This is a genomic window from Beijerinckia sp. 28-YEA-48 (genome assembly GCF_900104955.1).
In the GTDB taxonomy this organism is placed as follows: Bacteria; Pseudomonadota; Alphaproteobacteria; order Rhizobiales; family Beijerinckiaceae; genus Terripilifer.
The window spans coordinates 163,285-188,429 of record NZ_FNSI01000002.1; the positions used below are offsets into that span (position 1 = coordinate 163,285).

At 57.6% G+C, this 25,145-nt stretch carries 21 protein-coding genes; 13 read left to right on the forward strand and 8 right to left on the reverse strand.

Annotation, left to right across the window (positions count from 1 at the left end; translation table 11 throughout):
* Positions 1-7: 7 nt before the first annotated feature.
* Positions 8-1,201 (reverse strand): M14 family metallopeptidase, encoded by a 1,194-nt coding sequence (locus BLW50_RS28630; protein WP_090710213.1) that lies wholly within the window; start codon positions 1,199-1,201, stop codon positions 8-10.
* 66 nt (positions 1,202-1,267) lie between these two features.
* On the reverse strand, positions 1,268-1,774 hold the full coding sequence (locus tag BLW50_RS28635; protein ID WP_090710216.1) for an urease accessory protein UreE: 507 nt from the start codon (positions 1,772-1,774) through the stop codon (positions 1,268-1,270).
* 494 nt (positions 1,775-2,268) lie between these two features.
* Between BLW50_RS28635 and ureA the strand changes: the two genes are divergently transcribed.
* From ureA to BLW50_RS28655, 4 genes are all read left to right on the forward strand, one after another.
* The gene (ureA, locus tag BLW50_RS28640) at positions 2,269-2,571 is read left to right on the forward strand and encodes an urease subunit gamma (protein WP_090710218.1); all 303 of its coding nucleotides are present in this window, start codon (positions 2,269-2,271) and stop codon (positions 2,569-2,571) included.
* A 10-nt stretch (positions 2,572-2,581) separates the two neighbouring features.
* Positions 2,582-2,893, forward strand: a complete 312-nt coding sequence (locus BLW50_RS28645; protein ID WP_090710220.1) for an urease subunit beta — start codon at positions 2,582-2,584, stop codon at positions 2,891-2,893.
* A 2-nt stretch (positions 2,894-2,895) separates the two neighbouring features.
* The gene (gene ureC / locus BLW50_RS28650) at positions 2,896-4,599 is read left to right on the forward strand and encodes an urease subunit alpha (protein ID WP_090710223.1); all 1,704 of its coding nucleotides are present in this window, start codon (positions 2,896-2,898) and stop codon (positions 4,597-4,599) included.
* Positions 4,600-4,661: 62 nt separating this feature from the next.
* On the forward strand, positions 4,662-5,714 hold the full coding sequence (locus tag BLW50_RS28655) for an urea transporter (protein WP_244544511.1): 1,053 nt from the start codon (positions 4,662-4,664) through the stop codon (positions 5,712-5,714).
* Between the two features lie 15 nt (positions 5,715-5,729).
* Here BLW50_RS28655 and BLW50_RS28660 read toward each other — a convergent pair whose 3' ends face one another.
* From BLW50_RS28660 to ureG, 3 genes are all read right to left on the reverse strand, one after another.
* The gene (locus BLW50_RS28660) at positions 5,730-6,779 is read right to left on the reverse strand and encodes an AI-2E family transporter (protein WP_090710229.1); all 1,050 of its coding nucleotides are present in this window, start codon (positions 6,777-6,779) and stop codon (positions 5,730-5,732) included.
* Positions 6,780-6,843: 64 nt separating this feature from the next.
* On the reverse strand, positions 6,844-7,896 hold the full coding sequence (locus tag BLW50_RS28665) for an alpha/beta hydrolase (RefSeq protein ID WP_090710233.1): 1,053 nt from the start codon (positions 7,894-7,896) through the stop codon (positions 6,844-6,846).
* A 151-nt stretch (positions 7,897-8,047) separates the two neighbouring features.
* A complete protein-coding gene (gene ureG, locus BLW50_RS28670) occupies positions 8,048-8,698 on the reverse strand; it encodes an urease accessory protein UreG (protein ID WP_090710235.1) in 651 nt (216 codons plus the stop codon).
* 206 nt (positions 8,699-8,904) lie between these two features.
* On the opposite strand from ureG, the gene BLW50_RS28675 reads away from it, so the two are divergent.
* Positions 8,905-9,783 carry an urease accessory protein UreD gene (locus BLW50_RS28675; RefSeq protein ID WP_244544512.1) on the forward strand — a complete coding sequence of 293 codons (879 nt, stop codon included), beginning with the start codon at positions 8,905-8,907 and terminating at the stop codon, positions 9,781-9,783.
* A 19-nt stretch (positions 9,784-9,802) separates the two neighbouring features.
* On the opposite strand, the gene BLW50_RS28680 is transcribed toward BLW50_RS28675, so the two are convergent.
* Positions 9,803-11,248 carry a GntP family permease gene (locus BLW50_RS28680; protein ID WP_090710861.1) on the reverse strand — a complete coding sequence of 482 codons (1,446 nt, stop codon included), beginning with the start codon at positions 11,246-11,248 and terminating at the stop codon, positions 9,803-9,805.
* A gap of 413 nt (positions 11,249-11,661) precedes the next feature.
* Between BLW50_RS28680 and glsA the strand changes: the two genes are divergently transcribed.
* The 5 genes from glsA to BLW50_RS28705 all read left to right on the forward strand — a co-directional run bounded on the left by glsA (position 11,662) and on the right by BLW50_RS28705 (position 19,572).
* Positions 11,662-12,663: a glutaminase A gene (gene glsA / locus BLW50_RS28685; RefSeq protein WP_090710238.1), complete on the forward strand. Its 1,002-nt coding sequence runs from the start codon at positions 11,662-11,664 to the stop codon at positions 12,661-12,663.
* Positions 12,664-12,718: 55 nt separating this feature from the next.
* Positions 12,719-14,335, forward strand: coding sequence for an MFS transporter (locus BLW50_RS28690; protein ID WP_244544513.1), 1,617 nt, complete (start codon positions 12,719-12,721; stop codon positions 14,333-14,335).
* Between the two features lie 93 nt (positions 14,336-14,428).
* On the forward strand, positions 14,429-15,136 hold the full coding sequence (locus BLW50_RS28695; RefSeq protein WP_090710243.1) for an urease accessory protein UreF: 708 nt from the start codon (positions 14,429-14,431) through the stop codon (positions 15,134-15,136).
* 120 nt (positions 15,137-15,256) lie between these two features.
* Positions 15,257-16,441 carry an efflux RND transporter periplasmic adaptor subunit gene (locus BLW50_RS28700; RefSeq protein ID WP_244544514.1) on the forward strand — a complete coding sequence of 395 codons (1,185 nt, stop codon included), beginning with the start codon at positions 15,257-15,259 and terminating at the stop codon, positions 16,439-16,441.
* Between the two features lie 5 nt (positions 16,442-16,446).
* Positions 16,447-19,572 carry an efflux RND transporter permease subunit gene (locus BLW50_RS28705; RefSeq protein ID WP_090710245.1) on the forward strand — a complete coding sequence of 1,042 codons (3,126 nt, stop codon included), beginning with the start codon at positions 16,447-16,449 and terminating at the stop codon, positions 19,570-19,572.
* 70 nt (positions 19,573-19,642) lie between these two features.
* On the opposite strand, the gene BLW50_RS28710 is transcribed toward BLW50_RS28705, so the two are convergent.
* Entirely contained in the window at positions 19,643-21,088 is a 1,446-nt protein-coding gene (locus BLW50_RS28710) for a metal-dependent hydrolase family protein (RefSeq protein WP_090710248.1), read from the reverse strand.
* Between the two features lie 385 nt (positions 21,089-21,473).
* On the opposite strand from BLW50_RS28710, the gene BLW50_RS28715 reads away from it, so the two are divergent.
* From BLW50_RS28715 to BLW50_RS28725, 3 genes are all read left to right on the forward strand, one after another.
* Complete coding sequence (locus BLW50_RS28715; protein WP_090710250.1) at positions 21,474-21,989, forward strand: DUF1269 domain-containing protein; 516 nt, start codon at positions 21,474-21,476, stop codon at positions 21,987-21,989.
* 621 nt (positions 21,990-22,610) lie between these two features.
* Positions 22,611-23,132: an HdeD family acid-resistance protein gene (locus BLW50_RS28720; RefSeq protein ID WP_090710253.1), complete on the forward strand. Its 522-nt coding sequence runs from the start codon at positions 22,611-22,613 to the stop codon at positions 23,130-23,132.
* A gap of 60 nt (positions 23,133-23,192) precedes the next feature.
* Entirely contained in the window at positions 23,193-23,906 is a 714-nt protein-coding gene (locus tag BLW50_RS28725) for an MgtC/SapB family protein (protein ID WP_244544515.1), read from the forward strand.
* A gap of 70 nt (positions 23,907-23,976) precedes the next feature.
* On the opposite strand, the gene BLW50_RS28730 is transcribed toward BLW50_RS28725, so the two are convergent.
* Positions 23,977-25,056, reverse strand: coding sequence for a helix-turn-helix domain-containing protein (locus BLW50_RS28730; protein ID WP_139267780.1), 1,080 nt, complete (start codon positions 25,054-25,056; stop codon positions 23,977-23,979).
* Positions 25,057-25,145 lie beyond the last annotated feature (89 nt).

The following is a 25,145-nucleotide window of genomic DNA, read 5'->3' on the forward strand; positions in this document are numbered from 1 at the left end:
AGAACGCTCACTCAACCATTTCGTTGCCGCCCACGGGACTGGCGCTGTCGAAGATCATGAAGATGATCGGCGTTCCCGGCTCGGCGGTCGCATCTGTTCGTCGGGCGCCAACTTTGCCCGGACGGGGGGCTGAATAGTTTGCGACGACGTCTCCGAATGTGTTGCGCTGGATAGCGACAGGCTGGCCGGTTTGGACGCTGTCGTTAAGCTTGACCAGAAGTTCGACGAAGCCACCATGTGTCGCGATGATCGGCAGCATGCCATCGGCTATGTAGACATTCGAATCCTTGCCGGTTCTGCCCAAAGGACCGGATAGGATGCGGTGATGCTTGATGACGTTCATCGTTCCTTCGACAAACAAGTCGATCATTTCATGATCGAAGACGCGGGGACGGCCGACCTCCGGCGTGAACGCCGGGATGCCGGCATCGATGAGCGCATTGGCGAGAAGGCCGGGATAAGCCGGATTGTCGAAGATCTGATCCACTGGATAGAGCTCCGCCATCGCGCGGACCTCAGGCAGATCCATCCTTGCCAGGTGGAAGGCTGTCATGTCCATGCCGGTGGCCGCGGTGTGGAAATCGATCGCATAGTCGAGATTTGATCTCAGCAATCGATTGAACACGAGGCCGGCATGCCGCAGGGGGGCATCGGGAGCATCTTCATTGCCCGGAAACAGCCGATTGATGTCGATCAGATCCACCCCGCGCCCCGAACTAGGCCATCTTCGGGCCATCCCCTCGATGGCTGGACGCGAGACATCGAACACAGCCATCACGGTGCCAGACATTGCGGAGGGATCGAGCTCCCGCATCACAGTTTGCACGGTATGAATGGAGCTCATTTCATCGCCATGCACGCCGCTGATCAATCCCAGTCGCTTACCCGGCATCGCCCCTTTGGCAACCATCACCGCTACATACCAGTGCTGGCCGGTCGGCATCTGCACGCCCTGGAAATAGAAGCTGTGTTTACCTGGCTTCAAGTCCGACACATCGAGCGCACTGATAACTTGCTTTCCGTCGATCACGTCGCCTGTGTAGACGGTTCCTTGCGTTTTAGCGGAAGACATATTCCGAGGGACGGCATTGGTCTGCGCCCGCGCGGGGCCGGTCATGAGTGTCGTGGACGCACCGATCGTCGCGGCTGACGTGATCATGAAGCCGCGACGATCCAGCCCCTCTTCGTTTTCATTCCCCATGGATCGATCCCTTACGCTTTAGAATCTGGACACGAACGACTTGCATAAGCTTCGTCGCGAAAATCATCAGTGATGATCGGAATGGGGATGGCTGTGATGCTCATGGCCTGAATGATGGTGCTCGTGGCTCCCGTGCCCCGAATAAGCGCCCCGCACCGGGTTAAACTCGGCCACGATCTCCTCCACGCGCGCGCCAAGGCGCTCAAGCATCGCCTTGATAACCTGGTCGCGCAGGATCAGGATCTGGTCCCCTTTAATCGCCGCAGCTAAGTGACGGTTACCAATGTGCCATACAAGCTCTGTGACATGGGTCGCGTTGCGGCCGTGGATAGCATAAAGCGGTTCCGCCGCGGCGGCGATCCCGATGACGCCCCCTCCGGCAATTATCAATGCATCACCTGCGGTCAACACCGTTGGCTCCGGCAGATCGACCAGAACGGTCCGTCCATCTACCAGAGCAATGGTGCGCCGGCGTAAATGGCGTTCATCATGCTGCAGCACAGATCGGCCGATCGGCGCTTCTCCGTCGATGGGGGGGGCGACGGCCCGTCTAACCGCTATCGCTTTCCACATTCGAATCCCCATGATCAATGGAAGCCGGCTAGATCGGCCACTTAACTCTACCTTGGTAAGGGCAACTAATGAAGACCACGCCAGGAGATTATGATGATAGCCGACGACTATCCGTCACAGCCGCAACGCAAAACAGAAAGAGGCAGTCGCTTGTGAGACACTGTGCATAGTTAATGGACGCTCTGCACAATTTCGAGCCGTTAGCGAGCGGTCCTGTTCGAAGAAGTGATACCCATCGGTTAAGCGTTTCGCAAAGGCGACAACGCCTTTCCTCTTATGCTATAGCGCGTCAGGGTTTGACAAAATTTCAAAATGTCGGAATGCCGGAATAGCTCTGTTCTCATTGGACAGGGGCATTCCAGTTTTGAATTTTAGGGCAATTCACTTTTCATTCGATCATGGCATATGCTCAGGCTATCATGCCGTGAACGAGGCGATCTGAACCGAGCGGTTCGATCGTTTCAGTTTGAGGAACGCAAGAGCGAGGATAAGCAATGGAACTTCTCCCACGGGAAAAAGATAAGCTTTTGCTTTTCACTGCCGCGTTGCTTGCCGAGCGCAGAAAAGCGCGCGGCGTCAAGCTGAATTATCCGGAGGCGATTGCCTATATTTCCGCAGCAATTCTCGAAGGAGCCCGCGACGGTCGCACCGTCGCGGAGCTGATGTCTTTCGGCGCAACCTTATTGACTCGCAACGACGTCATGGAGGGTGTGCCGGAGATGATCCATGACGTCCAAGTCGAAGCCACCTTCCCCGACGGAACCAAGCTCGTCACCGTCCATAACCCGATTACATAAGAGGCGCGTCATGATCCCAGGCGAGTTTTTTATCGAGGATGGCGAAATCGAACTCAATGTCGGCCGCGAGACCCGGTCGATCGATGTCGCAAATTCCGGTGACCGCCCCATTCAGGTTGGCTCACATTATCACTTCTACGAAACGAATACTGCGCTGCGCTTCGACCGTGACAAGACGAGAGGCTTCCGCCTCAACATCCCGGCGGGCACAGCAGTCCGGTTTGAACCCGGTCAGTCTCGCACCGTCGAGCTTGTCGCTTTGGCCGGCGAGCGCGCCGTCTATGGCTTCAACGGCAAGATCATGGGACGCCTGGAGGGCTGAAAATGGCAAAGATCACGCGCGAAAACTACGCTTCGCTCTATGGCCCTACGAAAGGCGACCGTATTCGCCTCGCCGACACCGAACTGGTGATCGAAATTGAGGAAGACCACACCGTCTATGGCGATGAGGTGACTTTCGGAGGCGGCAAAGTCATCCGCGACGGCATGGGCCAAAGTCAGCGCAACGCCGCCGAGGTCGCAGACCTCGTCATCACGAATGTCATCATTCTCGATTATTGGGGGATCGTGAAGGCGGATGTCGGCATAAAAAACGGTCGGATCGCCGTCATTGGCAAGGCCGGCAACCCCGACATCCAGCCGAACATAGACATTATCATCGGCCCAGGCACCGACGTCATCGCCGGCGAAGGCAAGATCCTCACCGCCGGCGCTATTGACACGCACATTCATTTTATCGCGCCGCAGCAAGCGGAGGAGGCGCTTACCAGTGGCACCACCACCCTGGTCGGCGGCGGCACAGGCCCTTCGGTTGGGACGCTCGCCACCACCGTCACGCCGGGGCCCTGGTACATTCATCGTATGCTGGAGGCGGTCGACGAACTGCCGATCAACGTCGGCCTGCTCGGCAAGGGCAATTCCAGCCTGCCGGAACCACTGCGCGAACAGATCCGCGCGGGCGCCATTGGCCTTAAGCTGCATGAAGATTGGGGCACAACACCGGCCGCCATCGACAACTGCCTCTCGGTGGCCGACGAGATGGATGTTCAAGTCGCGCTACATTCGGACACACTGAACGAAAGCGGCTTTGTCGCCGACACCTTCGCGGCGATGAAAGGGCGCGCCATCCACTCTTTCCATACCGAAGGCGCCGGCGGCGGCCATGCCCCCGATATCATCACGGCGGCGGGCCAAGAAAACATCCTGCCTTCGTCGACCAATCCGACGCGGCCCTATACGATCAATACCATCGATGAACATCTCGACATGCTGATGGTCTGTCACCATCTGAGCCCCGAGATTCCCGAGGATGTCGCCTTCGCCGAATCGCGCATTCGCCGGGAGACCATCGCCGCCGAAGATATCCTTCACGATCTCGGGGCGTTCTCGATGATGTCATCGGACTCCCAGGCTATGGGTCGTATCGGTGAGACCACGATCCGCTGCTGGCAGACGGCCCACAAAATGAAGGTGCAGCGCGGGCCGTTGCCGGAAGACAGCACGCGCAACGACAATTTCCGCTGTAAACGCTATATCGCCAAATGTACGATCAATCCGGCGATCACGCACGGCTTCGCGCACGAAATAGGTTCAATCGAAGTGGGCAAGCGCGCCGACCTCGTGCTCTGGAAGTCGGGCTTTTTCGGCGTCAAACCGTCTCTGGTGCTGATCGGCGGCATGATCGCTACGGCGCCCATGGGCGATCCGAACGCGTCGATCTCAACACCGCAGCCCGTGCATTATCGGCCAATGTATGGCGTTCTCGGCCGGGCGCGCGGCAAAACCGGCGTCACCTTCGTGTCGCAGGCCGCTTTGGCTGACAAGATCGGCGAGCGGCTGCATTTGCAAAAGCAGCTCGTTGCGGTCAAGGGCACGCGTGGCGTCCGCAAGAAGGACATGATCCACAATACGATGACGCCGGACATCAAGGTCGATCCACAAAACTACCAAGTGTGGGTCGATGGCGAACTGATCACCTGCGAGCCAGCCGAGAGCTTGCCGATGGCACAGCGCTATTTCCTATTCTAGATCGCGCTCTGTTCGGATCACAACGGACCGAAGGGAGTCTTGCTTAATGGGGAGGCGGCACCGTGAATTCGACGCAATTGTCTTTCCCGGACACCTACCGGGATCACGCGACGCTGGGTTTCGTCGACTGGTGTCTACGCGGTATTGGCCAGGTCGTATTCCAGAACAATCCGCTCTCGGGATTGATCATCCTGGGCGCTCTTTTCTTCAATTCATGGATCTATGGCACGATCTGCATTTTGGGCGTCGTCGTGGCAACCGCGATGGCAGTGCTGTTGCAGGCTGATCGGGGCCTCGTTCGCGACGGCTTGTTCGGGTTCAATGGCGCGCTCGTCGCATTGGCCCTCATCGCCTTCACCAGCGCCAGCTTCCGCACCGGTGCCGTGCCATCAGCGCATATGACGATCTACATCGTCTTCGCGGCGGCAATGACCAGTATCGTCTTCCAGGCGATCGGAACTTTGTTGGGTCCCCATAAGGTGGCAGCGCTGACGGCGCCCTTTGTATTGATCGGTTGGCTATTTCTGTTCGCGGTGCTCAAATTCGCCGCGATCGAAGCCGGCCCATTGGCAAAGCCGGTTTCACCCGACCAGTACGATACCGTCACCGCCTATGTGCTGCCAACCTGGTACATGGGAATCGGCAATGCCATCGGCCAGATCTTCTTTCAGGACAACTGGATCAGCGGATATCTGATCGTCGTCGGGATCGCGGTGAACTCCCGCATCTCAGCGGCCATGGCACTCATCGGCGCAGCCTCCGCGGCGCTGGTGGCCGTGATCTTCGGCGGTCCCGAGGGCGCTATCCGCGACGGGCTCTTTGGCTACAATGCCGCTCTGACGGCCATTGCGCTCGGCGGCTTCTTTCTCGTCCTGACGTGGAGAAGCTTTCTCTACACGCTGTTTGGCATCGTCGTGACCACCTGGTTATGGGCTTCGATTGCAATCTTCCTGAAGCCGATCGGCATGCCGGTGCTTACATCCACATTCGTTCTGGTCACGTGGCTGATGTTGCTCGGTCAGTACGGCTTTAAGTCGCTGATCCCGGTGCCGCCGGCCGAAGCGACGACGCCGGAGGACAACCGGCGCCGCCATCTAGCTTCCGGTGAGTCCTAGCACGGTCCGCTCTACTCAAGGAGGTGAGGCCTCGCGCGATGGCGTTACCGCCACCGCTCCAAACAATTCGGCGAGCCAGGCGGTCGACGGATGGTGAGCGCACAAAGTCAACAGAGTGATCGTGATGGACACACCAATGAAGGCGCCGAAAATACCCCACAAATAGCTCCAGAAGAATACGGAAAAGAGGACGAGCACGGGGGAGATTGAGAGCGCCTTACCGGCGACACGGGGCTCGACATAGCTACCGACGATGAACTGAACGAGATTGAGACAGGAAAAAATTAGAATTACGGCCCACCACGATTCGAACTGTGTTGCCGCGAACAGAGTTGGAAACACCGTTGCGATCAGAGGCCCCAGGAAGGGAATATGGTTCAACGCGAAAGCGATGAACCCCCATTCCTCGGCCAATTGCAGGCCGACGAGTTTGGCGACCGCCCAGACCAGCACGCCGGTCACAACACTCATCAGCGTTCTGATCAACATGTAGCGTCGGATTTTCGCGGCCGTTTCCTTGAGGCCCGGAAGCACGACATCATGCACGACTTCGTTGCGCATGCGGCGCATCTTGCTGGCAAAATCATCGACCTCCAACAGGCCGAGCAGGACATAGACCAGCACCACGACCCAGAAGCTCATCGTGCTGTTGAGCCGCCCGGTGACCGTTTGGACCATCCGCACCATCGATCCAACATTGAAGGCTTCGGTCCAGACGCCAGCTAGCGCAATGCCATGGGAATCCAACCACGCCAGGATCTGATCGTAAAAAAGCTGGAAGCGGGCAGCGTCAGCGATGATCCAGCGGCCAACGCGGCCGAAAGCCCAAACGATCAGGGAACCGAAGGCAAAGAAAGCGCAAATCACCACGATCATGCTGATCGCCAATGCAATCAACCGCGGCAGAACATCCTGGAGTCGTTTCTGCAACGGCCAAACCAGAGCGATGATCAGGAGAGCCAAAGCGATAGGCGCAAAGACCGAGCTGGCGATGGACAGGGCCGCGACGGCCAGGATGATGGCGATCAGGATCTCGGCGCCGTGACGGAGTTTGCCCGTAGTCATCTCTGATCCCTGCTTGGATGGTGTTTGCAACCGTAATGGATTTCGATCGCCTGAGCCCAGATCATTAGCGAGAAGCCGCTGAATCGAATACTCGGATGGGAGCGGTGACGAGAAAGCTCGCGGTCGATCCCAGCGCATCAATCGCCGCGACCGGCGGTGCCACGTCCGAATCCGTGATCACCTGTCCTTGAAGCAGTCTATCGCCGATCAGCCGGACCATGTCAGGGCTCGTGGCATAGAGATCATGATTGATGCGGTCGCCGGCGTTGAGGGCGCTGAGATCAAGAACCGTGATGCCTTTCAACCCAGCTAACTGCTGCTGGTATTCGTCGCGGGTCAGGTCGATCGCACCCAGACGGGTCGCACCCCGGGAAATGAAGCGTGACACCTGCAGCGCTCTGTCGCGCTGGGAGACGAACAAGGTGATCTGAGGCCGCCGCGGTCCCATGTCCTCGATCTGGCGGCGGAAGACGCCCACGTCGAGGTCGGGCGATGCCAGAATGAGCTGGCGTATCTTTTGCGGCACACCGTGATATTCGAGGGCCAGCTGCCGCACGGCCTCGACCGCCGGCCAGCCTCCCATGGAATGAGCGAGAATGACGACCTCGCTAACGGAGGCACTGTTGGCCGCCGTTTTAAGCAGATTGGCGAGGTCCGAGCGCGAATAGGAAGCATTGTCGAAATCGCGGCTGTAGTCGAGCAGCCGGCCCCGCGACGGCCAGGAGAACAGGACGGGCACGGCCGTGGCGTCGGCATCGTGAATTAACTGCGCGAAACGGAAGACCGCGCGATCGAACTGCGTGTTGAACCCGTGCACGAAGACAAATACGCGGTGCTTTCGGCCATCGTTGAACCATGTCGCCAGCCGTGCGGCAGGAATGGGCGTGGTGGAGAGAACGGCAAAATCGGTTTTTGGATTGGGCGGGGTCGTGCGTGGCAGCTGGACGGTGCCGGCCTCTCGCTCGCGCGGGATAGAGACGACGATATCGGTGAACGAGACCGTCGCGCCCCGGTCGCCGCTAAAAAGCACGCCGGGGTCCGCTGATGGCGCACGTGTCGTTGCCGTCAACATTTTGATGCGATCGCTATCTGGCGCGGGTTTGACCGGCTGCAACATTCCCTCCGGCGCGGAAGCGCACCCGCTCAAGCCCAATGCGAGGGCGATGACAGGCCCGCATAAAAAATGGCAATAACGAGCCAAAACCGTCCGAACGCTCCACGATGCCGGACGGAAATCGCGCGGGAATTTGCAGCCGGAATTCAAGTTTCTATCTTGCCGTTATCAGATCGGTGTCTTTCTGCTTGGCCGATAGACCCCCATTCGCCACGATGAAGTCGACGACTTCATCAAGCCCTTTCACACGCATGAGATCGGTGAAGGTAAAAGGCCGCTTGCCGCGCATGCGTTGCGTGTCCGATCGCATGACGTCGAGATCGACATTCACATAAGGGGCGAGATCACTCTTGTTGATCACGAGCAGATCGGAACGAGTAATGCCGGGCCCTCCCTTGCGCGGGATCTCCTCGCCCTGACAAACTGAAATGACATAGATCGTCAGGTCGGCGAGATCCGGCGAGAAGGTCGCCGCCAAATTGTCGCCGCCGGACTCGATAAAGATGATGTCGAGATCGGGAAATTTGGCGCTCATTTCCGCGACTGCCTGAAGATTGATCGAGGCATCTTCGCGAATGGCGGTGTGTGGGCATCCGCCAGTTTCCACCCCCATGATGCGATCTTCTGAAAGAGCCTGGCGCTTTGCCAAGATCAGCGCATCTTCCTTCGTATAGATGTCGTTGGTGATCACGGCGATCGAAAAGCGCTCCCGCAGTTCCTTACAGAGCTTTTCGGTGAGTGTCGTCTTGCCTGAACCGACGGGGCCGCCAATGCCCACGCGAAGAGGTCCATTCTGGAAAGCCATTTTATACCTCATCTGCTGAATGAGAGCCTGTAACGGCAAGACATGTGATGTCTCATCGGTTTCAGTATATCGGGCAAGTCGTGATGCAGGAACAGAATATTCATGTTGTCGACTTTACGGATGCTTGTTACTAAATTGGCGAGGACCTGTTGCAAAAGCCGTCCTCAGGACTTTGGCCGGGTGTTGCGCGGCAAAATGGGGGCGCCGTGATCGTCGGCAATTTAACTGGGCAGCCGAGAGTAACCAGCGCCTCCCCGGATCAGACTCGTTGGCAGGCGCAGCTCGAACTGTGGTTTGAGAACCGCGCCGACAAGACATGCCTGGTGCGCCGACGGCATGTCGGGCCGCTGGCGGTTCAGCGTCCGTTCTACCCTGAGCGGGATGGTACGACGCATGTCTATCTCTTGCATCCGCCGGGCGGGGTCGTGGGCGGCGATCAATTGGAGATTTCCTGCCATCTTTCCCAAAACGCCAGGGCTTTACTGACCACGCCGGGGGCTGCCAAATTTTATCGCAGCCCGCTTCGCACATGCGACATGCGCACCAATATCGACGTGGCCGCAGGGGCGATCTGTGAATATTTTCCGCAGGAAACGATCCTTTTCGATGGTTGCAACGCCTCGATCGAGACGTTGATAGACCTCGCCCCTGACGCGGTTTACATGGGATGGGATGTCACCAGCTTTGGCCGGCCAGCGGCGGACGAGCGTTTCACGTCCGGTGCTGTTCGCCAATGCACAAAAATTCTGCGCGCGGGTCGGCCGATATGGTTCGAGCGTCTTCACATCGAGAGCGGATCGACGTTGATCGATTCAAAATTCGGCCTGGCTGAGAAACCCATTCTGGGAACGATGATTTACGCCGGCCCCATGGTCGAAGATCTCGCGGAGCGGATCCGCGCAGTGGTTAACGCCACTGCGGATCACGGCGTTTTCTCCGTGAGCCAGTTGGAACAGACCTTGGTATGCCGCTATCTTGGAGCGAGCGCGGCCGAAGCAAAATCCCTGTTTGCCAGGGCGTGGGATGTTTTGCGGCGTGTCGCGCTGGGAAAACCCGCCGTCACGCCGCGAATCTGGTCCACCTGAAATCAGATTTGCGCGTTCGTTAGAACGAGCCAAATACCGATCCCAGAACGAGGATAGCGATCAGCGAAATGATGACGCCGACGATGACAGTCATCACCATGTCCTTATAGCTCTCGGCATGGGTGAGCTTGCTGATCTGAAGCAGCATCAGCACGGTTCCGTTGTGCGGCAGCGCATCGAGCGTCCCCGCGCTAATGACGGTGATCCGATGCATCAACGCCGGATCGATGCCATAGGTCGAAGCCAGGTTCAGAAAATGATCGCCGAGCGCGGCCAGCGCGATCGCCGAACCTCCGGAGGCCGTCCCCGTCAAGGCGGCCAGCGCATTCATCGCGACCGTCAGCGAAATCAGCGGACCGCCCGGAATTGCCAAAACGGCATCCCGCACCTGGTTAAACGCTGGCAGGGCTGCGATGATCGCCCCGAATCCGACCAGGCTGGCGATCGTCAACATCGGCAGCGCTGCCGAGTTCGCACCCGCGTCGAGGCTTTCCCGAATGTTGGGCATCCGGCGGAAATTCAGGGCGACCACTGTCAGGTTCGCAGCCGCCAGGGCCAACATCACCGACCAGACGCCACCGATCGTATTGATCGACGTCCCGCCCCAGGCAGGTTCGGATAGGAAGGCGAAGTCGAGCCGCGGCAGTACCACGAGCGCCATCAGAAAATTCACCACGATGACGACGACGAGGGGAAGCGCCGCTAATGCAAAAGGCGGGTTGGCGTCCGCCCTCTTGCCGTGGTCGAACTCAGCCGGATCGAAATCGCCTGCTGCCGTTGCCTTCTCGCGTAGCTTCTCATCGATAGGAGCGGGGAGTACGGCAGCCGCTCCAAAGCCTTCTCCCGCCCGCCGTGCCGCCGCTTCCGCGCGGGCGAGCCACCACAAGCCGAAAGCCAGCGTGATCGCGGAGGCGACAATGCCGATGCCGGGAGCCGCGAAGGTGGTCGTCCCAAAATATGGCATCGGGATCGCGTTGTTGACCGAGGGTGTCCCCGGCAAGGCCGTCATGGTGAAGGTGAACGCGCCCAGGCCGATCGTCGCTGGCATCAGCCGGCGGGGAATGTCGGCGGCCTGGAACATCCGCTGCGCCATGGGAACGAGCACGAAGAATGCGACGAAGACGCTGACGCCGCCATAGGTCACGACGGCGGAGGCGAGCACCACAGAGAGAATGGTTCTCTTCGTACCCAGACGTTCCGTCAGATAATTGGCGATAGATGCAATCGAGCCGCTATCGTCCATCAGCTTGCCAAAAAGGCCGCCGAGTAGGAAAATCGGGAACCATTGAGCAACGAACCGGGCGGCGCCGGGCATGAAGGTCTGTGTCCAATGCGCGAGGACTGGCTCGCCAGCGAGGATCGCTGCGGCAAGGCCGGCGATCGGAGCGACCATGAGGATGCTCCATCCGCGATAGGCGAGCCACATCAGTAATGCGAGAGAGACAAGAATCCCAACCAAGCCCATGGTCATTCTCCAGAAGGTACCGGCATTCGCCTAATGCTTGCTCGTGCCGTTCGCGAGCCAGTTTTTGACCCAGCACAAACGATCGCCGGCCTCTGGAGATAACAGCCTATCGCGCTCTTCGACAAGATTTCTCATTGCCATCACTCAAATTGTATCCCAACATCTCGCGCATTCTAACGATTGAGGAGCATCACGCTCGCGGCTTGGAGCATCAAGACGAAACGATTTGATCCATAGTCCCACGACTATGCAGTGCGTCTCAATTCTTCGGTCCGAAGGGTTCTCCCGGATACTCCCACATTGACTTATCAATCTCGCGGATGCTGATTAAAAGTCGGTGTTGGTATCAGGCAACGTGGCCATCGTGCGATGTATATCCTGTTCTGGCTCTGTGGTCGGATATGAGGAAAGACATGGACTTGTTGGATCCGCTGGTCGACCCCTCCGCGTCCTACATATCAACCGGCGTGTTGCCGCCCGCTGAACGCGTCGCTCCTCTGATCGCCGAAGCTCACGAGCGATTTGGCCCGGTCTCTCTGGGGCAGAACTCGCAAGTCTATCCGGCTCTAGCGCGCGTGCCGAACGATCTGTTTGGCATTTCCGTCGTTGGCGTGGACGGGCGAGTTTTCTCCGTCGGTGACGCGCAACATGAATTCACGATCATGAGCGTGTCGAAGCCGTTCATCTTCGCACTCGTTTGCGACATCATCGGTGCGACAGGTGCCCGCGAACGGCTAGGCGTGAATGCAACTGGGTACGCTTTCAATTCTCTTGCCGGCATAGAGCGCAACACGGACGGGCGTACAAATCCGATGGTTAATGCCGGCGCAATCGCCACGACGAGCCTTGTCCCTGGAGCGTCCGAGGATGAGAAATGGCGCTTCATTCATGAGGGTCTGTCCCGCTTCGCCGGGCGCGAGTTATCAGTCAACGACGAAGTTTATGAATCAGCGACCAAGACCAACTTCCGCAACCGCAGCATCGCCTGGATGCTCGAAAGCATGGGCCGCATTTATTGCGATCCCGTCGAGGCCACGGAACTCTATACGCGCCAGTGTTCGCTCAACGTGAGCGCGAAGGATCTCGCCGTGATGGGGGCGACGCTCGCGCATGGCGGCTTCAACCCCTTGACGCGCGAGCAAGTCGTCAAACCCGATGTCTGCCACTATGCGTTGGCGGTCATGCTAACGGCCGGCATGTACGAGACCTCGGGAGATTGGCTCTACGAAATCGGACTACCAGGCAAGAGCGGAATAGGAGGTGGAATCGTCACAATCTCTCCCGGCAAGGGCGGCCTGGGTACCTTTGCGCCACCGCTTGATGAAGCCGGCAACAGCGTTCGAGGACAGCTCGCCGCGCAGTTTCTTTCGCAACGCTTGGGGCTCGATTTATTGATTTCGTCTCCGCATATCTGAGCCATCCATCGAGAGATTTTTCTGCAGGCCGCGCCGAAGATGTAAGGGGCACGTCATGACAGCTTCGGTACCGATTCAGTCAAAAGGCGAGGAAAGAGCTTCCTGGGTTCCTATGATCGCGATCGCCTTTGGCCAGTCGATCATGTCCTTCAATGTAGCCTCCTTGCCGGTTGCATTGGGCGGTATGGTCGAGAGTTTCAAGGTCGCGCCCACGGTCGTCGCGACGGGCATTGTCGCTTACTCCATGATCGTCGCCGGTTTCGTCATGCTAGGCGCGAAACTGGTTCAGCGTTTTGGTGCGGTGCGCGTCTTTCGCCTCGCGGTTATCGTTTTTGGCCTGTCGCAAGTGCTTATGACATTCAGTCCCAATGCAACGACCATGATCACCGCGCAGGCATTATGCGGTGCGGCTGGCGCGGTTATCGTCCCCTCGCTCGTCGCGCTGATCGCTGAAAACTATCATGGCACACAGCAGGCTACCGCCCTGGGTGCGCTGGGTTCGGCAAGGGCGGGTGCCGGTGTTTTAGCCTTTTTGATCGGCGGCGCCCTTGGCACGTCCATTGGATGGCGTCCCGTATTCGGAATCCTTGTTGCGGTATCCGCGCTTGTTTTCGTGCTGAGCTTCCGTCTCAAGCCTGATCACGGCCGGCCGGACGTGCGAATTGACTTTGTTGGCGTCTTACTCGCCGCGTTTGCCATTATCTTTATCAGTTTTGGGTTCAACAATTTGAACGGCTGGGGGATCATCCTGGCACGCCCCGCCGCCCCATTCGCGGTTGTTGGTATCTCGCCAGCGCCGATCCTGATCGTCGTAGGGATTATGCTCGGCCAAGCGTTCTTCGCGTGGACACGGCGCCGGGAAGCAGCCAATCAAACCCCGTTGCTGCCGCTGACCGTTCTTGAGTCTGCGCAAGAACGGTCAGCGGTTTACGCCATGTTTTCCGTCGTCGCGCTCGAAGCCGCACTCAATTTCTCGGTCCCTTTGTACATACAGATCGTACAAGGACGTTCGCCACTGGCCACTGCGGTCGCAATGCTGCCATTCAATCTGACGGTCTTTTTCGCAGCTATGCTCATCGTGCGATTCTATGGGAAATTTACGCCCCGTCAGATTGGCACATATGGCTTCAGCCTCTGCGCCCTAGCGCTTGTATGGTTGGCGTTTGTCGTTCGTAACGACTGGAGTTCTGTTCCTGTGATGTTCGGGCTGATCGCATTCGGTATCGGCCAAGGATCACTGGTAACTCTATTATTCAATGTCCTGGTTACCGCGTCCCCTAAGGAACTTGCCGGAGATGTCGGCTCGCTACGCGGCACGACAAATAATCTTGCCGCAGCAGTCGGCACCGCTGTTGCCGGGGCATTGCTCGTCGGTCTGCTGAGTGCGGCGGTCATGCGTCAATTGGCCGAAAATCCGACCCTACCCATCGAGATCCAGTCGCAGGTCAATCTCGACAGCATCACGTTTGTCAGCAACGAACGGCTCGCAGCGGTTATCGCGGCAACAACGGCCACAGCTGAACAAAAAGCCGAGGCTCTTCGCATAAACACAGAATCGAGACTTCTGGCGCTTAAAATTGGCCTTCTAATTATGGCGGGTTTGGCTCTACTGACGATTGTCCCCGCCAGCAGGCTGCCGAGCTATCGACCCGGAGAGATCCCGGAGCCATAGTGGCGGCAATCAGGACGGCCGCGTCATAGCGGCGAGGCATGCATCTGAGACATCCAGATCAGTTCGCGAGATAGGCATCGGATTAATAGCGAAATGATAGACAAAATAGATCAAAACCGCATCGGCCAGGAACGGGATAGTGCCATACCTCTGCATCTGTTGCGTTTGGTTAGTCAAAGCCTGCCGGTCGGTAACTTTTCGTATTCGCGAGGCCTGGAAAGCGCCGTCGAAGCAGGGTGGGTTTCGGATGAGGCGACCGCAAGTTCTTGGATTCTAGGGACTCTGCAGCATAATATCGCTCAATTGGATGGGGCGCTCTTCTGGCGCATGATGTTGGCTTTGATCGAAGGCGATCATCTGCGCTTCCTCAATGCCAACGATTGGCTCAGAGCGGCGAGGGAAAGCCGCGAGTTTCAGCTTGAGGATGACCGTCTAGGAAGTGCATTGTTGCGCCTTCTCATCTCGCTCAATGTGCCTCTCGTGAATGAAGGCCAAAGCCATAAACTCTCCTTCGCAGCCGCCTTTGCCGTCGCGGCCCATCATTGGGATATTCCAGCGTGTGCGGCGCTCAAGGGGCTGCTCTGGACCTACGTCGAGGGACAGGTGATGGCCGCTATCAGGCTGATTCCCATCGGTCAGACGGCAGGTCAGCGAATTCTAATTAGTGGCGTTGATGCCATCGAACGGACTGCAGTGCGCGCGCGGTCGATCGCCGATGATGAAGTTGGCAGCATTGCGCCCGCGCTGGCCATAGCGAGTGCCTGGCATGAGACGCAATATAGTCGCCTATTCCAATCTTAGTTTTTCCGATGGAGGCTGGTCTCGACTTCAGGCTGGCCAGCTTCCATCGGCTCGAAGCCACAAAATATGCAACGCAGTCTTCCGAGCGATCGGAGCATCTTGTTGAGGCAGGAGGCATTCGTGAAAGTTAATACTGCCTTGGCAGCCCCGCGTTTCATGCATCGACCTCGTGCGTCGTCCGTAGTCAGCCTAGCCGCTATTGCATTGCTTGCCTGTTCCGCCGAAGGGTTTGCGCAAAGCCCGCCGCCGGCGGTCTCCGTGGAGCCGGTAAGTCTTGAGAATATTGCGCCAAGCACCGAGTTTGTCGGCCGGGTCGAGGCCGTCAATACCGTCGATATTCGAGCGCGTGTCGACGGCTTCATTCAAGATCGTCTGTTTGCTGAAGGGCAACTCGTAAAAAAAGACCAGGACCTCTTCGTCATCGAAAAAGCGCCATACGAGGCGACCTTGATGGCGGCCAAAGCGAATTTGGCGAGCGCCCAGGCAACATTAGGTGACGCCGAGAGACGTCTCCAAAGAAATCAACAGTTGCGTCGAACACAATCGGTCGCACAGGCAACGCTTGAGGAAATCCAAACGGCGCGCGATACCGCACAAGCCGCCGTGGACGCGGCCCAGGCGACGGTACGGCAAGCGGAAATCAACCTTCAATATACGACGATTCAGGCGCCGTTCGCCGGACGCATCGGCAGCGCCAATTTCAGTGTTGGCAGTTTTGTCGGTCCCTCGTCGACCGCGTTGGCTCGCATTGTTGAGATCGACCCGATACGCGTTGTTTTTTCGGTCAGCGATAGAGTGCTTCTCGACCTGAGAACCAACAGCGGCAACGTTTCGAAAGATGAAATTCCGGCCGGATTCGTGCCAACCCTGCGACTTTCGAACGGGCAGAACTATCCGGGGAATGGTCGCATTGAATTCTTCGGCAATGAGCTGGATCCCAGAACGGGAACTCTGCCGGTCAGGGCATTTTTTAGCAATCCTGATGGCCTCCTGATTCCTGGTCAGTTTGTGACGGTCGTGGTCAGGACGACGCAGGAGCGACGACGCCCTGTCGTCCCCGTTGGGGCGGTGCAGCTCGATCGCGACGGTCGTTTCGTCCTGATCCTCGACAAGGATAGCCGGGTTGTGCAGCAGCGTATTCGCACGGGTGTGCAAATCGGCCAGAATTGGACGGTGGATGAAGGGCTGAAAGGGGGGGAGACATTGGTTGTACAAGGCGGCCGAACCGCCAGACCAGGCACGATCGTTCGTGTCGTGCCGCCGTCTGAAAACCCAGCCGCTCCTTTACAAGCCACCGGAAGATAATCGCAATGATCTCGGCTTCTATCGATCGTCCCCGTTTGGCCATGGTGATTGCGATCGTGATGGTGCTCGCCGGGCTCCTCGCGCTCACCCAGATACCTGTTGCCCAGTTTCCTCCGATCACACCGCCCGAAGTTCAAGTCTCGGCGAGTTATCCCGGCGCCAATGCCGAGGTCGTCATGAACAGCATTGGCGCTCCGATCGAAGATCAGGTCAACGGCGTGCAAGACATGCTCTACATGTCGTCGAGCAGCACGAATAACGGCACATACACGCTCACCGTTACGTTTGCATTGGGCACCGATCCTGCGATCGCCCAGGTCAATGTGCAGAATCGAGTGGCTCTCGCCACCCCACGGCTTCCAGCCGCCGTGACCCAAACGGGTGTTTCCGTGCGAAGCCGGTCGGCCAGTATCTTGATGGGCGTAGCGGTCTATTCGCCGAAAGGCACTCAGAACGAAGTGTTCATCAGCAACTACGCTTCCATAAATATACGTGACGCTCTTGCGCGCGTTTCTGGGGTTGGCGAAGCGGGAATTTTTGGGCCGATCTATAGCATGCGCGTATGGATGAATCCGGACCGCATGCAAGCGCTCAACATTACCGCCACGGACTTGATGACAGCCATTCAAGCGCAAAATGCACAGGCGTCCGCCGGATTGATCGGATCAGCGCCGGCCGCGGCTGGCCAGCAGTTGCAGATGACTATTATGGCGCGGGGACGTCTCTCAAGCGCCGAGGAATTTGGCAACATCGTCGTTCGGACGAATATGGACGGTGCGATTGTCCGCTTGCGTGATGTCGCTCGGGTTGAGCTGGGCGCTCAGTCTTACGATTCGCAGTCGAGGTTCAACGGTCAACCCAGCGCCACCCTTCTCATCTACCAAGCGCCGAACGCAAATGCGCTTGAAGTCGCGCGAGCGATCCAACAACAACTGGCGCAAATTTCAAAGCAATTTCCTGAAGACGTCGCCTATAAAGTGGTTTTCGATACGACCTCGTTCGTGTCCGAGACGATCCGGGAAATCATCGTCACGTTGATCATCACCTTTGTCTTGGTCGTTTTGGTCACATACGTCTTTCTTCAGGACTGGCGCGCCACGCTCATTCCAATGTTCACCATTCCGGTCTCGCTGATCGGCGGATTCGCGGTGCTGTACATTCTCGGCTATTCCGCCAATACGATCACTTTGTTTGCCATTGTACTTGCCATCAGTCTGGTGGTCGATGACGCGATTATCGTGGTGGAGAATGTCCAGCGCGTCATGAAGGAAGATGGTTCCGGGGTTGTGGAAGCCACCCGGAAAACGATGACGCAAGTAACAGGACCGATTGTCGCCACAACGCTCGTGCTCGCGGCCCTATTCGTTCCCATCGGCTTCCTTAGTGGCATCACTGGGCAGCTCTACCGGCAATTCGCGGTCACCATCCTGGCCACCATCGTGCTCTCGACCATCAACGCGCTCACCTTGAGCCCGGCCCTCTGCGCGACGATTTTGCGACCGCCTGCGGAGAGGGAGGGTTCTCTGGCACGCGCGGTCAACGCCGGCCTGAATATCTCGCGAGACATCTATTTGGGATTGCTACAACGTCTCAGTCGGCGCCTGCTGATCCCGGTCGTGGCACTGCTGGCGGTGTTCGCCGGCATCTACGGTTTGTTCAAGATATCTCCCACGGGCTTCATTCCGTCAGAAGACCTCGGCTATTTGTTCGTAAACGTGCAATTGCCGAATGCGGCGTCCCTTGAACGGACGGACGAGGCGCTTTCCAATATCGTGCGCCTCGTCCAGGAGACACCCGGTGTCGCCGACAGCATCAGTATTTCGGGCAGCAACCTGCTCGGCGGCAGCGGTTCGGAAGCCGGCATGGTCATCGTAGCTCTCAAACCCTGGAGCGAGCGCCGCGGCGCCACTGAAAATGTTGCGGGCATCATATCCAATTTGCGTACGCGGTTCGCCAACCTCCCTGAAGCAACGATCATACCGTTCAACCCGCCGGCGATTCCGGGATTGGGCACGACCGGCGGTTTCGACATGCGGCTGCAAGCCCGTAACGGCCAAACTGCCGAAGAGCTGGCGGAAGTCATGCGCGCCATGATCATGAAAGCCAATCAAAACCCCAATCTAGCTGGGGTTTTTGGAACCTTTACAGCCGATGTTCCGCAGGTCTATCTCGATATCGATCGCAAGCGAGCGGAGATCCAGGGCGTCGCCCCCGATGTGATCTTCCGCACCTTGCAGGCCCATCTCGGCTCCGCCTATGTCGATGACTTTAATATTCTCTCGCGCGTCTTTCAGGTGCGCATTCAAGATGAGGCGCAGTTTCGCGGACAGGTCGCCGACATCCAGCGCCTGCACGTGCGCAGCCAAAGCGGTGATCTTGTACCGCTCCAGTCGATCGCGACGCCATCCACGGTGTTCGGTCCGAATGCGATCAATCGCTATAATCTGTTCCCATCGGCCGCGGTGAACGGCCAAGCGGCTCCAGGCGTCAGTTCGGGCCAGGCGCTCGTGACCATGGAGGCCTTAGCCCAACAAACTCTGCCCGATGGGTTCGGTTTCGAATGGACCGGATTGTCCCTGCAGGAGCGGCTGGTCGGCAATCAGATTGCAGTCGTTCTGGCGATGGGGATCGTCTTCACATATTTATTTCTGGTCGCACAGTACGAGAGCTGGACTGTGCCAGTGGCCGTCATGCTGTCGATTTCCGTGGCGCTGCTGGGCGCGCTCGGCAGTTTGGCGTTGGCTAGAATACCCATCGACGTCTACGCACAGATTGGTCTCGTCCTGCTGGTAGGACTAGCAGCGAAGAATGCCATTCTGATCGTCGAGTTCGCGAAAGAACGACGGGAGGAGGGGATGAGCATCGTCGAAGCGGCGATGGCGGGCACGAGGCAACGCTTCCGCCCCGTTCTGATGACGGCACTCGCCTCGGTGCTTGGCGTATTGCCTCTCGTTCTCGCCACCGGGGCAGGTGCCGGCAGCCGTCAGTCGATCGGAATGACACTGTTCGGCGGTTTGTTGGTCGGCACGCTTTTGGGGTTGCTTGCCATCCCTCTGCTCTACATCATTGTCCAATCGCTTCGGGAGCGGATCAAAGGCGAAATAGGCGGCAAATCAGGTACGCCAAGCTGAAATCAGAGATGCTGAAATCAACACTGTTCCGCCGCCCATCAGCGTTTTGACGGGCGGCGCATTTTAAATGCTACGCGCTGATCTTGTTCTTATGGAGCCGACCGTCCTTCATAATCACCGCTATATTCTGCGCAGGATCTTCGATCAGGCGGATATCTTCAAGCGGATTGCCGTTCAGAACAAGAATGTCGGCGAAAGCGCCCTTCTCAATGCTCCCCAATTTGCCAGGATAGGGATTTCGCAGATTGGAGAGTTCGAGCAGCGAGGCGTTGCCAGATGTCGCCATGCGCAATGTTTCCGCATTCGTATACCACTGGCTCAAATGGGTGAGCATCACGCTTTGCCGGGGCGCCAATTGGGGAGAGAAGAGGACGTCGGAACCCCAAGCGGTCTTGATGCCATATTTGCGGGCATATCCATATATGCGAGGCGTGCCAGCGAAAAGCTGCTGGATGCGCTCGACTCCTGGCCCCGTCTGTGAGGCGGCGTCATCCATGGTCAGGAAAGGTTGCATACTCAGCCAGACGCCTTTGTCGGCGAAGATCTTCGCGGTTTCCTCATCCATGAGGTGGGCATGCTCGATGCAGGCAACCCCGGCCGCAAGCGCCCGCTGCACAGTGTTAGGGGCATAGGCATGGACTGTGACATAGGTGTTCCAGTCGCGCGCAACCTCGATGGCGGCGCGCAGTTCGTCCTCGCTGAATGTGGTCATATCCAATGGACTGCGCGGCGAGGACACGCCGCCGCCGCCGACCAATTTGACTTGCGAAGCGCCTTGCAGAAGCTGTTCGCGCACGCGCAGCTTCAGGTCACCGACATTGTCCACAATGGCGGCGCCACCGATAAGTTCGCCCTTGCTGAGCGCTCCGTTCTGACGTGGAATCTCGGATGGAAAGCGCAGATCGCCATGTCCGCCTGAGGTCGTGATCATCGCGCCGGACGGATAGATGCGCGGGCCCGGAATGATTCCATTGTCGATCGCTTGTTTGAACGAGAACACCGGTCCGCCCATGTCACGAACAGTCGTGAAGCCGCGCATCAGTGTGCGCTCGGCCTCCGCCGTGGAAGAGGCGAAGATGATGCCCGGATCGCCGTTCAAAAGGACTGGCAACGGAACCGCGGCATAGACCGTGTGCCAATGGGCATCGATCAAGCCGGGCATCAGGACGCGGTTGCCACAGTCGATAACAACCGCATCGGACGGCGGTGCGCTGTTCGTCTTGTCCAGCGACGTGATGCGATTGCCTTCCACCAGAACCTGCAGATTGGTCTGCAGCGCGTCGGATTTGCCGTCGAAAAGTCTCGCCTGCCTGAAAAGCACTTTGGGGATCGGCTTTGCCGGTTGCCCAATCGCAGGCCCAATCGTCATTCCAGCAACCGCCGCCGCGCCCATTCCCAAAAACTTGCGCCGCGAGAATGCATCCAGACGACGGGATGCTCCCAGCAGCGCAGGATGCGTACAGTTGCAGCCAGAGGCGCAAACGAGGTGCTGATATTTCTTTCCTAACCGGATCATATCGTCTGACTCCGTCCCTGCGAACAAGCTGCGCTGGCTCTCATGGTTCTGGCCCGATTACAAGTTAACGCAGCGCCGGACAGTAGCAGAAATATTTGAAATGATCTGTAACCGTTGATTGCGATTAGGCTTGTCCTCGCCATTCAATATGTGCGGCTGTCATGAACTTCAGTTCAAAGCCATGCCCAAACAGCACTGTTGGGCGCTCGACGGAACGGCTCATACATACGACATTTATGTCCTGCATCTGGCTACCCAGATACCTTTGGGATCCTAGGTCGCTGGCTGATGTTGGGACTCTCTGCATAGCAATGGGATTTATAGCCATTTCGTCTGGCGTCCCAGCGAATACTATGGAGCTCCCTTCTCCGAAAGGACGCCTTCTATGAGTGACCTGGTCTTTATCGCATTCCCGACTGAACAGAAAGCAGAGGAGGTGCGCCAGCGGGTTCTCTCGCTCCAGCGAGAATATCTGATCGAGCTTGGCGACGCTGTCGTCGTCGTCAAAGATCCATCCGGTCACATCAAGTTGAATCAGATGGTCAATCTGACTGCGAGCGGCGCGATGTCGGGTGCGCTGTGGGGCACCTTGGTCGGTTTGATTTTCATGGTGCCACTTGTGGGGACCGCAATCGGCGCGGCATCTGGCGCGCTCAGTGGAAAGCTTGCCGATTTCGGCATCAATGACCAGTTTATGAAGGATGCGGCTTCGGCGTTACAACCGGGCACTGCCGGTCTTTTTCTCCTGATCCGGAAGATGACGACCGACAAGGTGTTGGCGGATTTGCGGGGCGTCGGTGGTACGCTGATCAGCACATCGTTCGACGAAACCAAGGAAGCGCAGATCCGTGAAGCGCTCGCGGCGTATTCGACCGCAGAGGCAAGTGCAGAGGCAAAGTAGGTATTGCGTTCGCTCTGGACTATTCGTCCGTCCAGAGCGGTCCGCCTGTGTTTCATTCGGCACCTTCCATTTTACGCCTAAGGTGCCAACGAAAGGAGACCTTCCATGCATCGAAGATCATTTCTGCTAGGTTTGTTTGTCGCGTCCTCCGCTTCCGCTGTCGTCATGGCAGTTGGGAGCGGCAACGCTTCGCCTTTGGCAAATGGGGCTCAATCGCTGGCCAAAGATATCCCAACCGGACTTCCCATCGAAACCGTACAGTATTGGCACCGCAGACGACCTCGTCAGGTCTGCACGTGGAGACGTAATCGATTTGGTCGCCGCGTGCGTATCTGCCGCTGGGTTTAAACCAGGTCTTAGTCAAGTAGGCTTGCGATCACGCATTCTAACTTTCGCGACCGACGTTCCTTCAGATGAGATGTCGGTCGTTAGTCGCATTTGCATGGATTCTCGGCTTTCGCTGTGCGCATCTGCTTTAAGCTGAGTTCCATTCAGTCCGCAGAGTTCATCAAAGCTTTACGCAAGGGGCAGCCGGGCCGCTGCGCACTGGTGCTCCTCACTGCACTTGCCGTCTGACGCCGCGCGATTTTAGCCAATGGGCCGGCATGTTGAGGAGCAAATATGCGATCGAAATGGAAAGGCTTTCTGGCGGTGGGCCTCGTTCTGGCGGCCGTTGGTCTGTTTGCGGTGCTTCGGCCCGAGATTTCCACCTTCGCAGCTGGGACGGCTTTCGGGATCGCGCTTGCCATCGCGGGAGCCGTGAAAATGGTTCAGTCGTTGCAGGTCAAGGAATGGAGCGGCTTTATCTGGCAGGAGTTGACCGGCGCCGTTGAACTGGTCGGCGGCATCCTCATCTATCTAAATCCCCTGAAAGGCGCACTCGCGATCACGCTGCTCGCCGCCCTGATCTTGTTCGTTCAGGGTGTTCTGCAGGTGATCCTTGCCATTAGGGCCCGCAAACAGGCCGGTTCGCATTGGTTTGCGGTGGCGGGGCTCGTCTCCTTGATCGCAAGCATCGCGCTCGCGATCAAGGTCCCGCACTCCCTCCAACTGGAGCCAGGGGTTGCCGTCGGTTTGTCCCTCCTGGTCGCCGGCGCCACCTACATTCTGATGGCGCTCACTGTCCGTCAGAGCCCTGGATAGGCCAAGATCTTTGGATATGACCGCTCTAAGCGGAATTTTCTGAGGCGGTAGGCCGGTAGCGTGCAGAATGTTTGGACCAACATCGGAGCGGTTTCCATAGCACCTAACCTGGTGTTAGCCCTGCTGTTTGGCGCTTTGGTTGGCGTGGAGAGACAATGGCGTCAGCGTCACACCGGACTCTCTACCCACGCTCTTGTTTCTCTGGGGGCCGCCGCATTCACTTCTCTTGCCGTCTTGGTTCAAGATTCGGCGGAAGCCAGGATGGGTGGTCAGGTCGTCACGGGAATCGGCTTTCTGGGCGCCGGCTTGATCATGCGCGACGGATTAAGCGTTCGCGGATTGAGCGGAGCAGCTACCATCTGGGCAACGGGGGCGGTTGGCACGCTCGCCGGTTATGGGTTCTTGCTTGAAGCCGCTGAAGTCACGGCTTTTGTCTTGTTCGCGAATATTGCTTTTCCAAAGCTGAGCTGGATCATAGATCATCTCGCGCCTGAAGGCGATCAGACCGAAAGATTCTATACCATCGCTCTGCGCTGCACGGATCGCAATGAAGCGACGGCGCGTACGATGCTCATCCAAGCGTTGAATGCGCAGAGCCTTCGCCTGCGCGGCCTTGAAAGCAATACGCTAAAGGATTCTGAAAGCGTAGAGGTGAGAGCTCTTGTTCATAGCGTTCAGGATGAGGATCGGGTCATTGAACGTCTCGTGAGCGAACTCAGCCTGTTCCCAAGCATTTCGTCTGCAAGTTGGACATTCACGACATCATCCGAGTAGGGATATCGCTTCAGATCAAATCTCGTCTCGGTGGACGTTCTATCTTGCCCGGAATCTCCTTGTTTGACGCCTATGTGTTGAACAGCAAATCCGCGAACGAAGATATGCCTTCGATCTGCCTAGGTTGAACCGCACGGGGTACAGGACTGCCATCTCGGGCGGCAAAGCGGGCCTCGCGCGGGCTGAAGCCGAATTCATGCTTAAAGGCGCGGCCGAAACTCGATAAGTCCCCGAAGCAAAGTTCTTCGCTGATATCGCGTATCGATTGCTCATTTGACGGATCTGACAAGGTCTCATAGGCGCGGCGGAGCCTCTGGCGTTGAATATAGTTGGCGATGCCACCGCAATGTTCGAACAGTCTATAAAGAGACGAACGCGATATGCCGACCATCTGACAGAGTGCATCGGGGCTCAGAGATGGCGATTTAAGATGGCTTCGAATAGCCTGACGCACCTTTTCGGCGCGAAAGCCGTTCAGTTCTGGGCTTGCCTGGGTCAGGCGGTCGCGTGTTGGCGCAAGACAGGCGGCGATCATACTGCGTACGGCGTTTCCCAAGCGCGCATGATCTTCTGGCTCGATGCTGAGAAGCCAACGCTCCAAGGCGATCATGTAATCGCCAAGGACACGGCCAAGAGGGGTATTGAGAACACTTCCACGCCAATCATCAAGCGCCGGTGCCAAATCTTCAAAGATGTCGCGTGACAGCAGAAATTCAATTCTGCGGACTTCGTCGAAGCAAATGCTTTCGGATCGTTCACCGAGTGACCAAACGTAGGGAACCTTCGGAGGAGCTTCTAGCACCACACTGTTTGTCTTAATCGGGTTCAGGCCGCTTTTACAGCAACTCACAGCCCAGTGATCAACCGGCGCTTTTGCGATATTCGCTTTTGTTCTCGAAGCTCGGACCGACGGTCCCTCAACATGGCTGACAATTAGTCCGTTGAGGTTCCAAATTTTATTCGTTGCTATGAAATTTCCCTCGGCCTCAGCTCGCGCAATGTTAAAAACAGGATGAAACCAACTACACCAAGCATCAAACTGATCTTTTTGTTCGAAGCTCTCGGTCGAAAACATCACTGCTGCCGCAGCTTGGGAAATATCAGGGACCAGGTGCAATTGCTCTTGCGAGCCAAGTTCGCGCGATCTCACCAGAACCTCCTGGAATCCGCCAAAGCCCCATTTTCAAGGTTAAGTTGCAAGGAGGATATGCAGTTTGTGCCACCCCGTATCCTTTTGCT

Excerpts from the sequence above, each read along its gene's own strand:
- BLW50_RS28665 (WP_090710233.1), bottom strand. The coding sequence starts at position 7,896 with ATGTTGCAGCCGGTCAAACCCGCGCCAGATAGCGATCGCATCAAAATG.
- ureA (WP_090710218.1), top strand. The coding sequence starts at position 2,269 with ATGGAACTTCTCCCACGGGAAAAAGATAAGCTTTTGCTTTTCACTGCC.
- BLW50_RS28705 (WP_090710245.1), top strand. The coding sequence starts at position 16,447 with ATGATCTCGGCTTCTATCGATCGTCCCCGTTTGGCCATGGTGATTGCG.
- BLW50_RS28645 (WP_090710220.1), top strand. The coding sequence starts at position 2,582 with ATGATCCCAGGCGAGTTTTTTATCGAGGATGGCGAAATCGAACTCAAT.
- BLW50_RS28660 (WP_090710229.1), bottom strand. The coding sequence starts at position 6,779 with ATGACTACGGGCAAACTCCGTCACGGCGCCGAGATCCTGATCGCCATC.
- ureC (WP_090710223.1), top strand. The coding sequence starts at position 2,896 with ATGGCAAAGATCACGCGCGAAAACTACGCTTCGCTCTATGGCCCTACG.
- BLW50_RS28710 (WP_090710248.1), bottom strand. The coding sequence starts at position 21,088 with ATGATCCGGTTAGGAAAGAAATATCAGCACCTCGTTTGCGCCTCTGGC.
- BLW50_RS28715 (WP_090710250.1), top strand. The coding sequence starts at position 21,474 with ATGAGTGACCTGGTCTTTATCGCATTCCCGACTGAACAGAAAGCAGAG.
- glsA (WP_090710238.1), top strand. The coding sequence starts at position 11,662 with ATGGACTTGTTGGATCCGCTGGTCGACCCCTCCGCGTCCTACATATCA.
- BLW50_RS28680 (WP_090710861.1), bottom strand. The coding sequence starts at position 11,248 with ATGGGCTTGGTTGGGATTCTTGTCTCTCTCGCATTACTGATGTGGCTC.
- BLW50_RS28690 (WP_244544513.1), top strand. The coding sequence starts at position 12,719 with ATGACAGCTTCGGTACCGATTCAGTCAAAAGGCGAGGAAAGAGCTTCC.
- BLW50_RS28630 (WP_090710213.1), bottom strand. The coding sequence starts at position 1,201 with ATGGGGAATGAAAACGAAGAGGGGCTGGATCGTCGCGGCTTCATGATC.
- BLW50_RS28635 (WP_090710216.1), bottom strand. The coding sequence starts at position 1,774 with ATGTGGAAAGCGATAGCGGTTAGACGGGCCGTCGCCCCCCCCATCGAC.
- BLW50_RS28720 (WP_090710253.1), top strand. The coding sequence starts at position 22,611 with ATGCGATCGAAATGGAAAGGCTTTCTGGCGGTGGGCCTCGTTCTGGCG.
- BLW50_RS28695 (WP_090710243.1), top strand. The coding sequence starts at position 14,429 with ATGATAGACAAAATAGATCAAAACCGCATCGGCCAGGAACGGGATAGT.
- ureG (WP_090710235.1), bottom strand. The coding sequence starts at position 8,698 with ATGGCTTTCCAGAATGGACCTCTTCGCGTGGGCATTGGCGGCCCCGTC.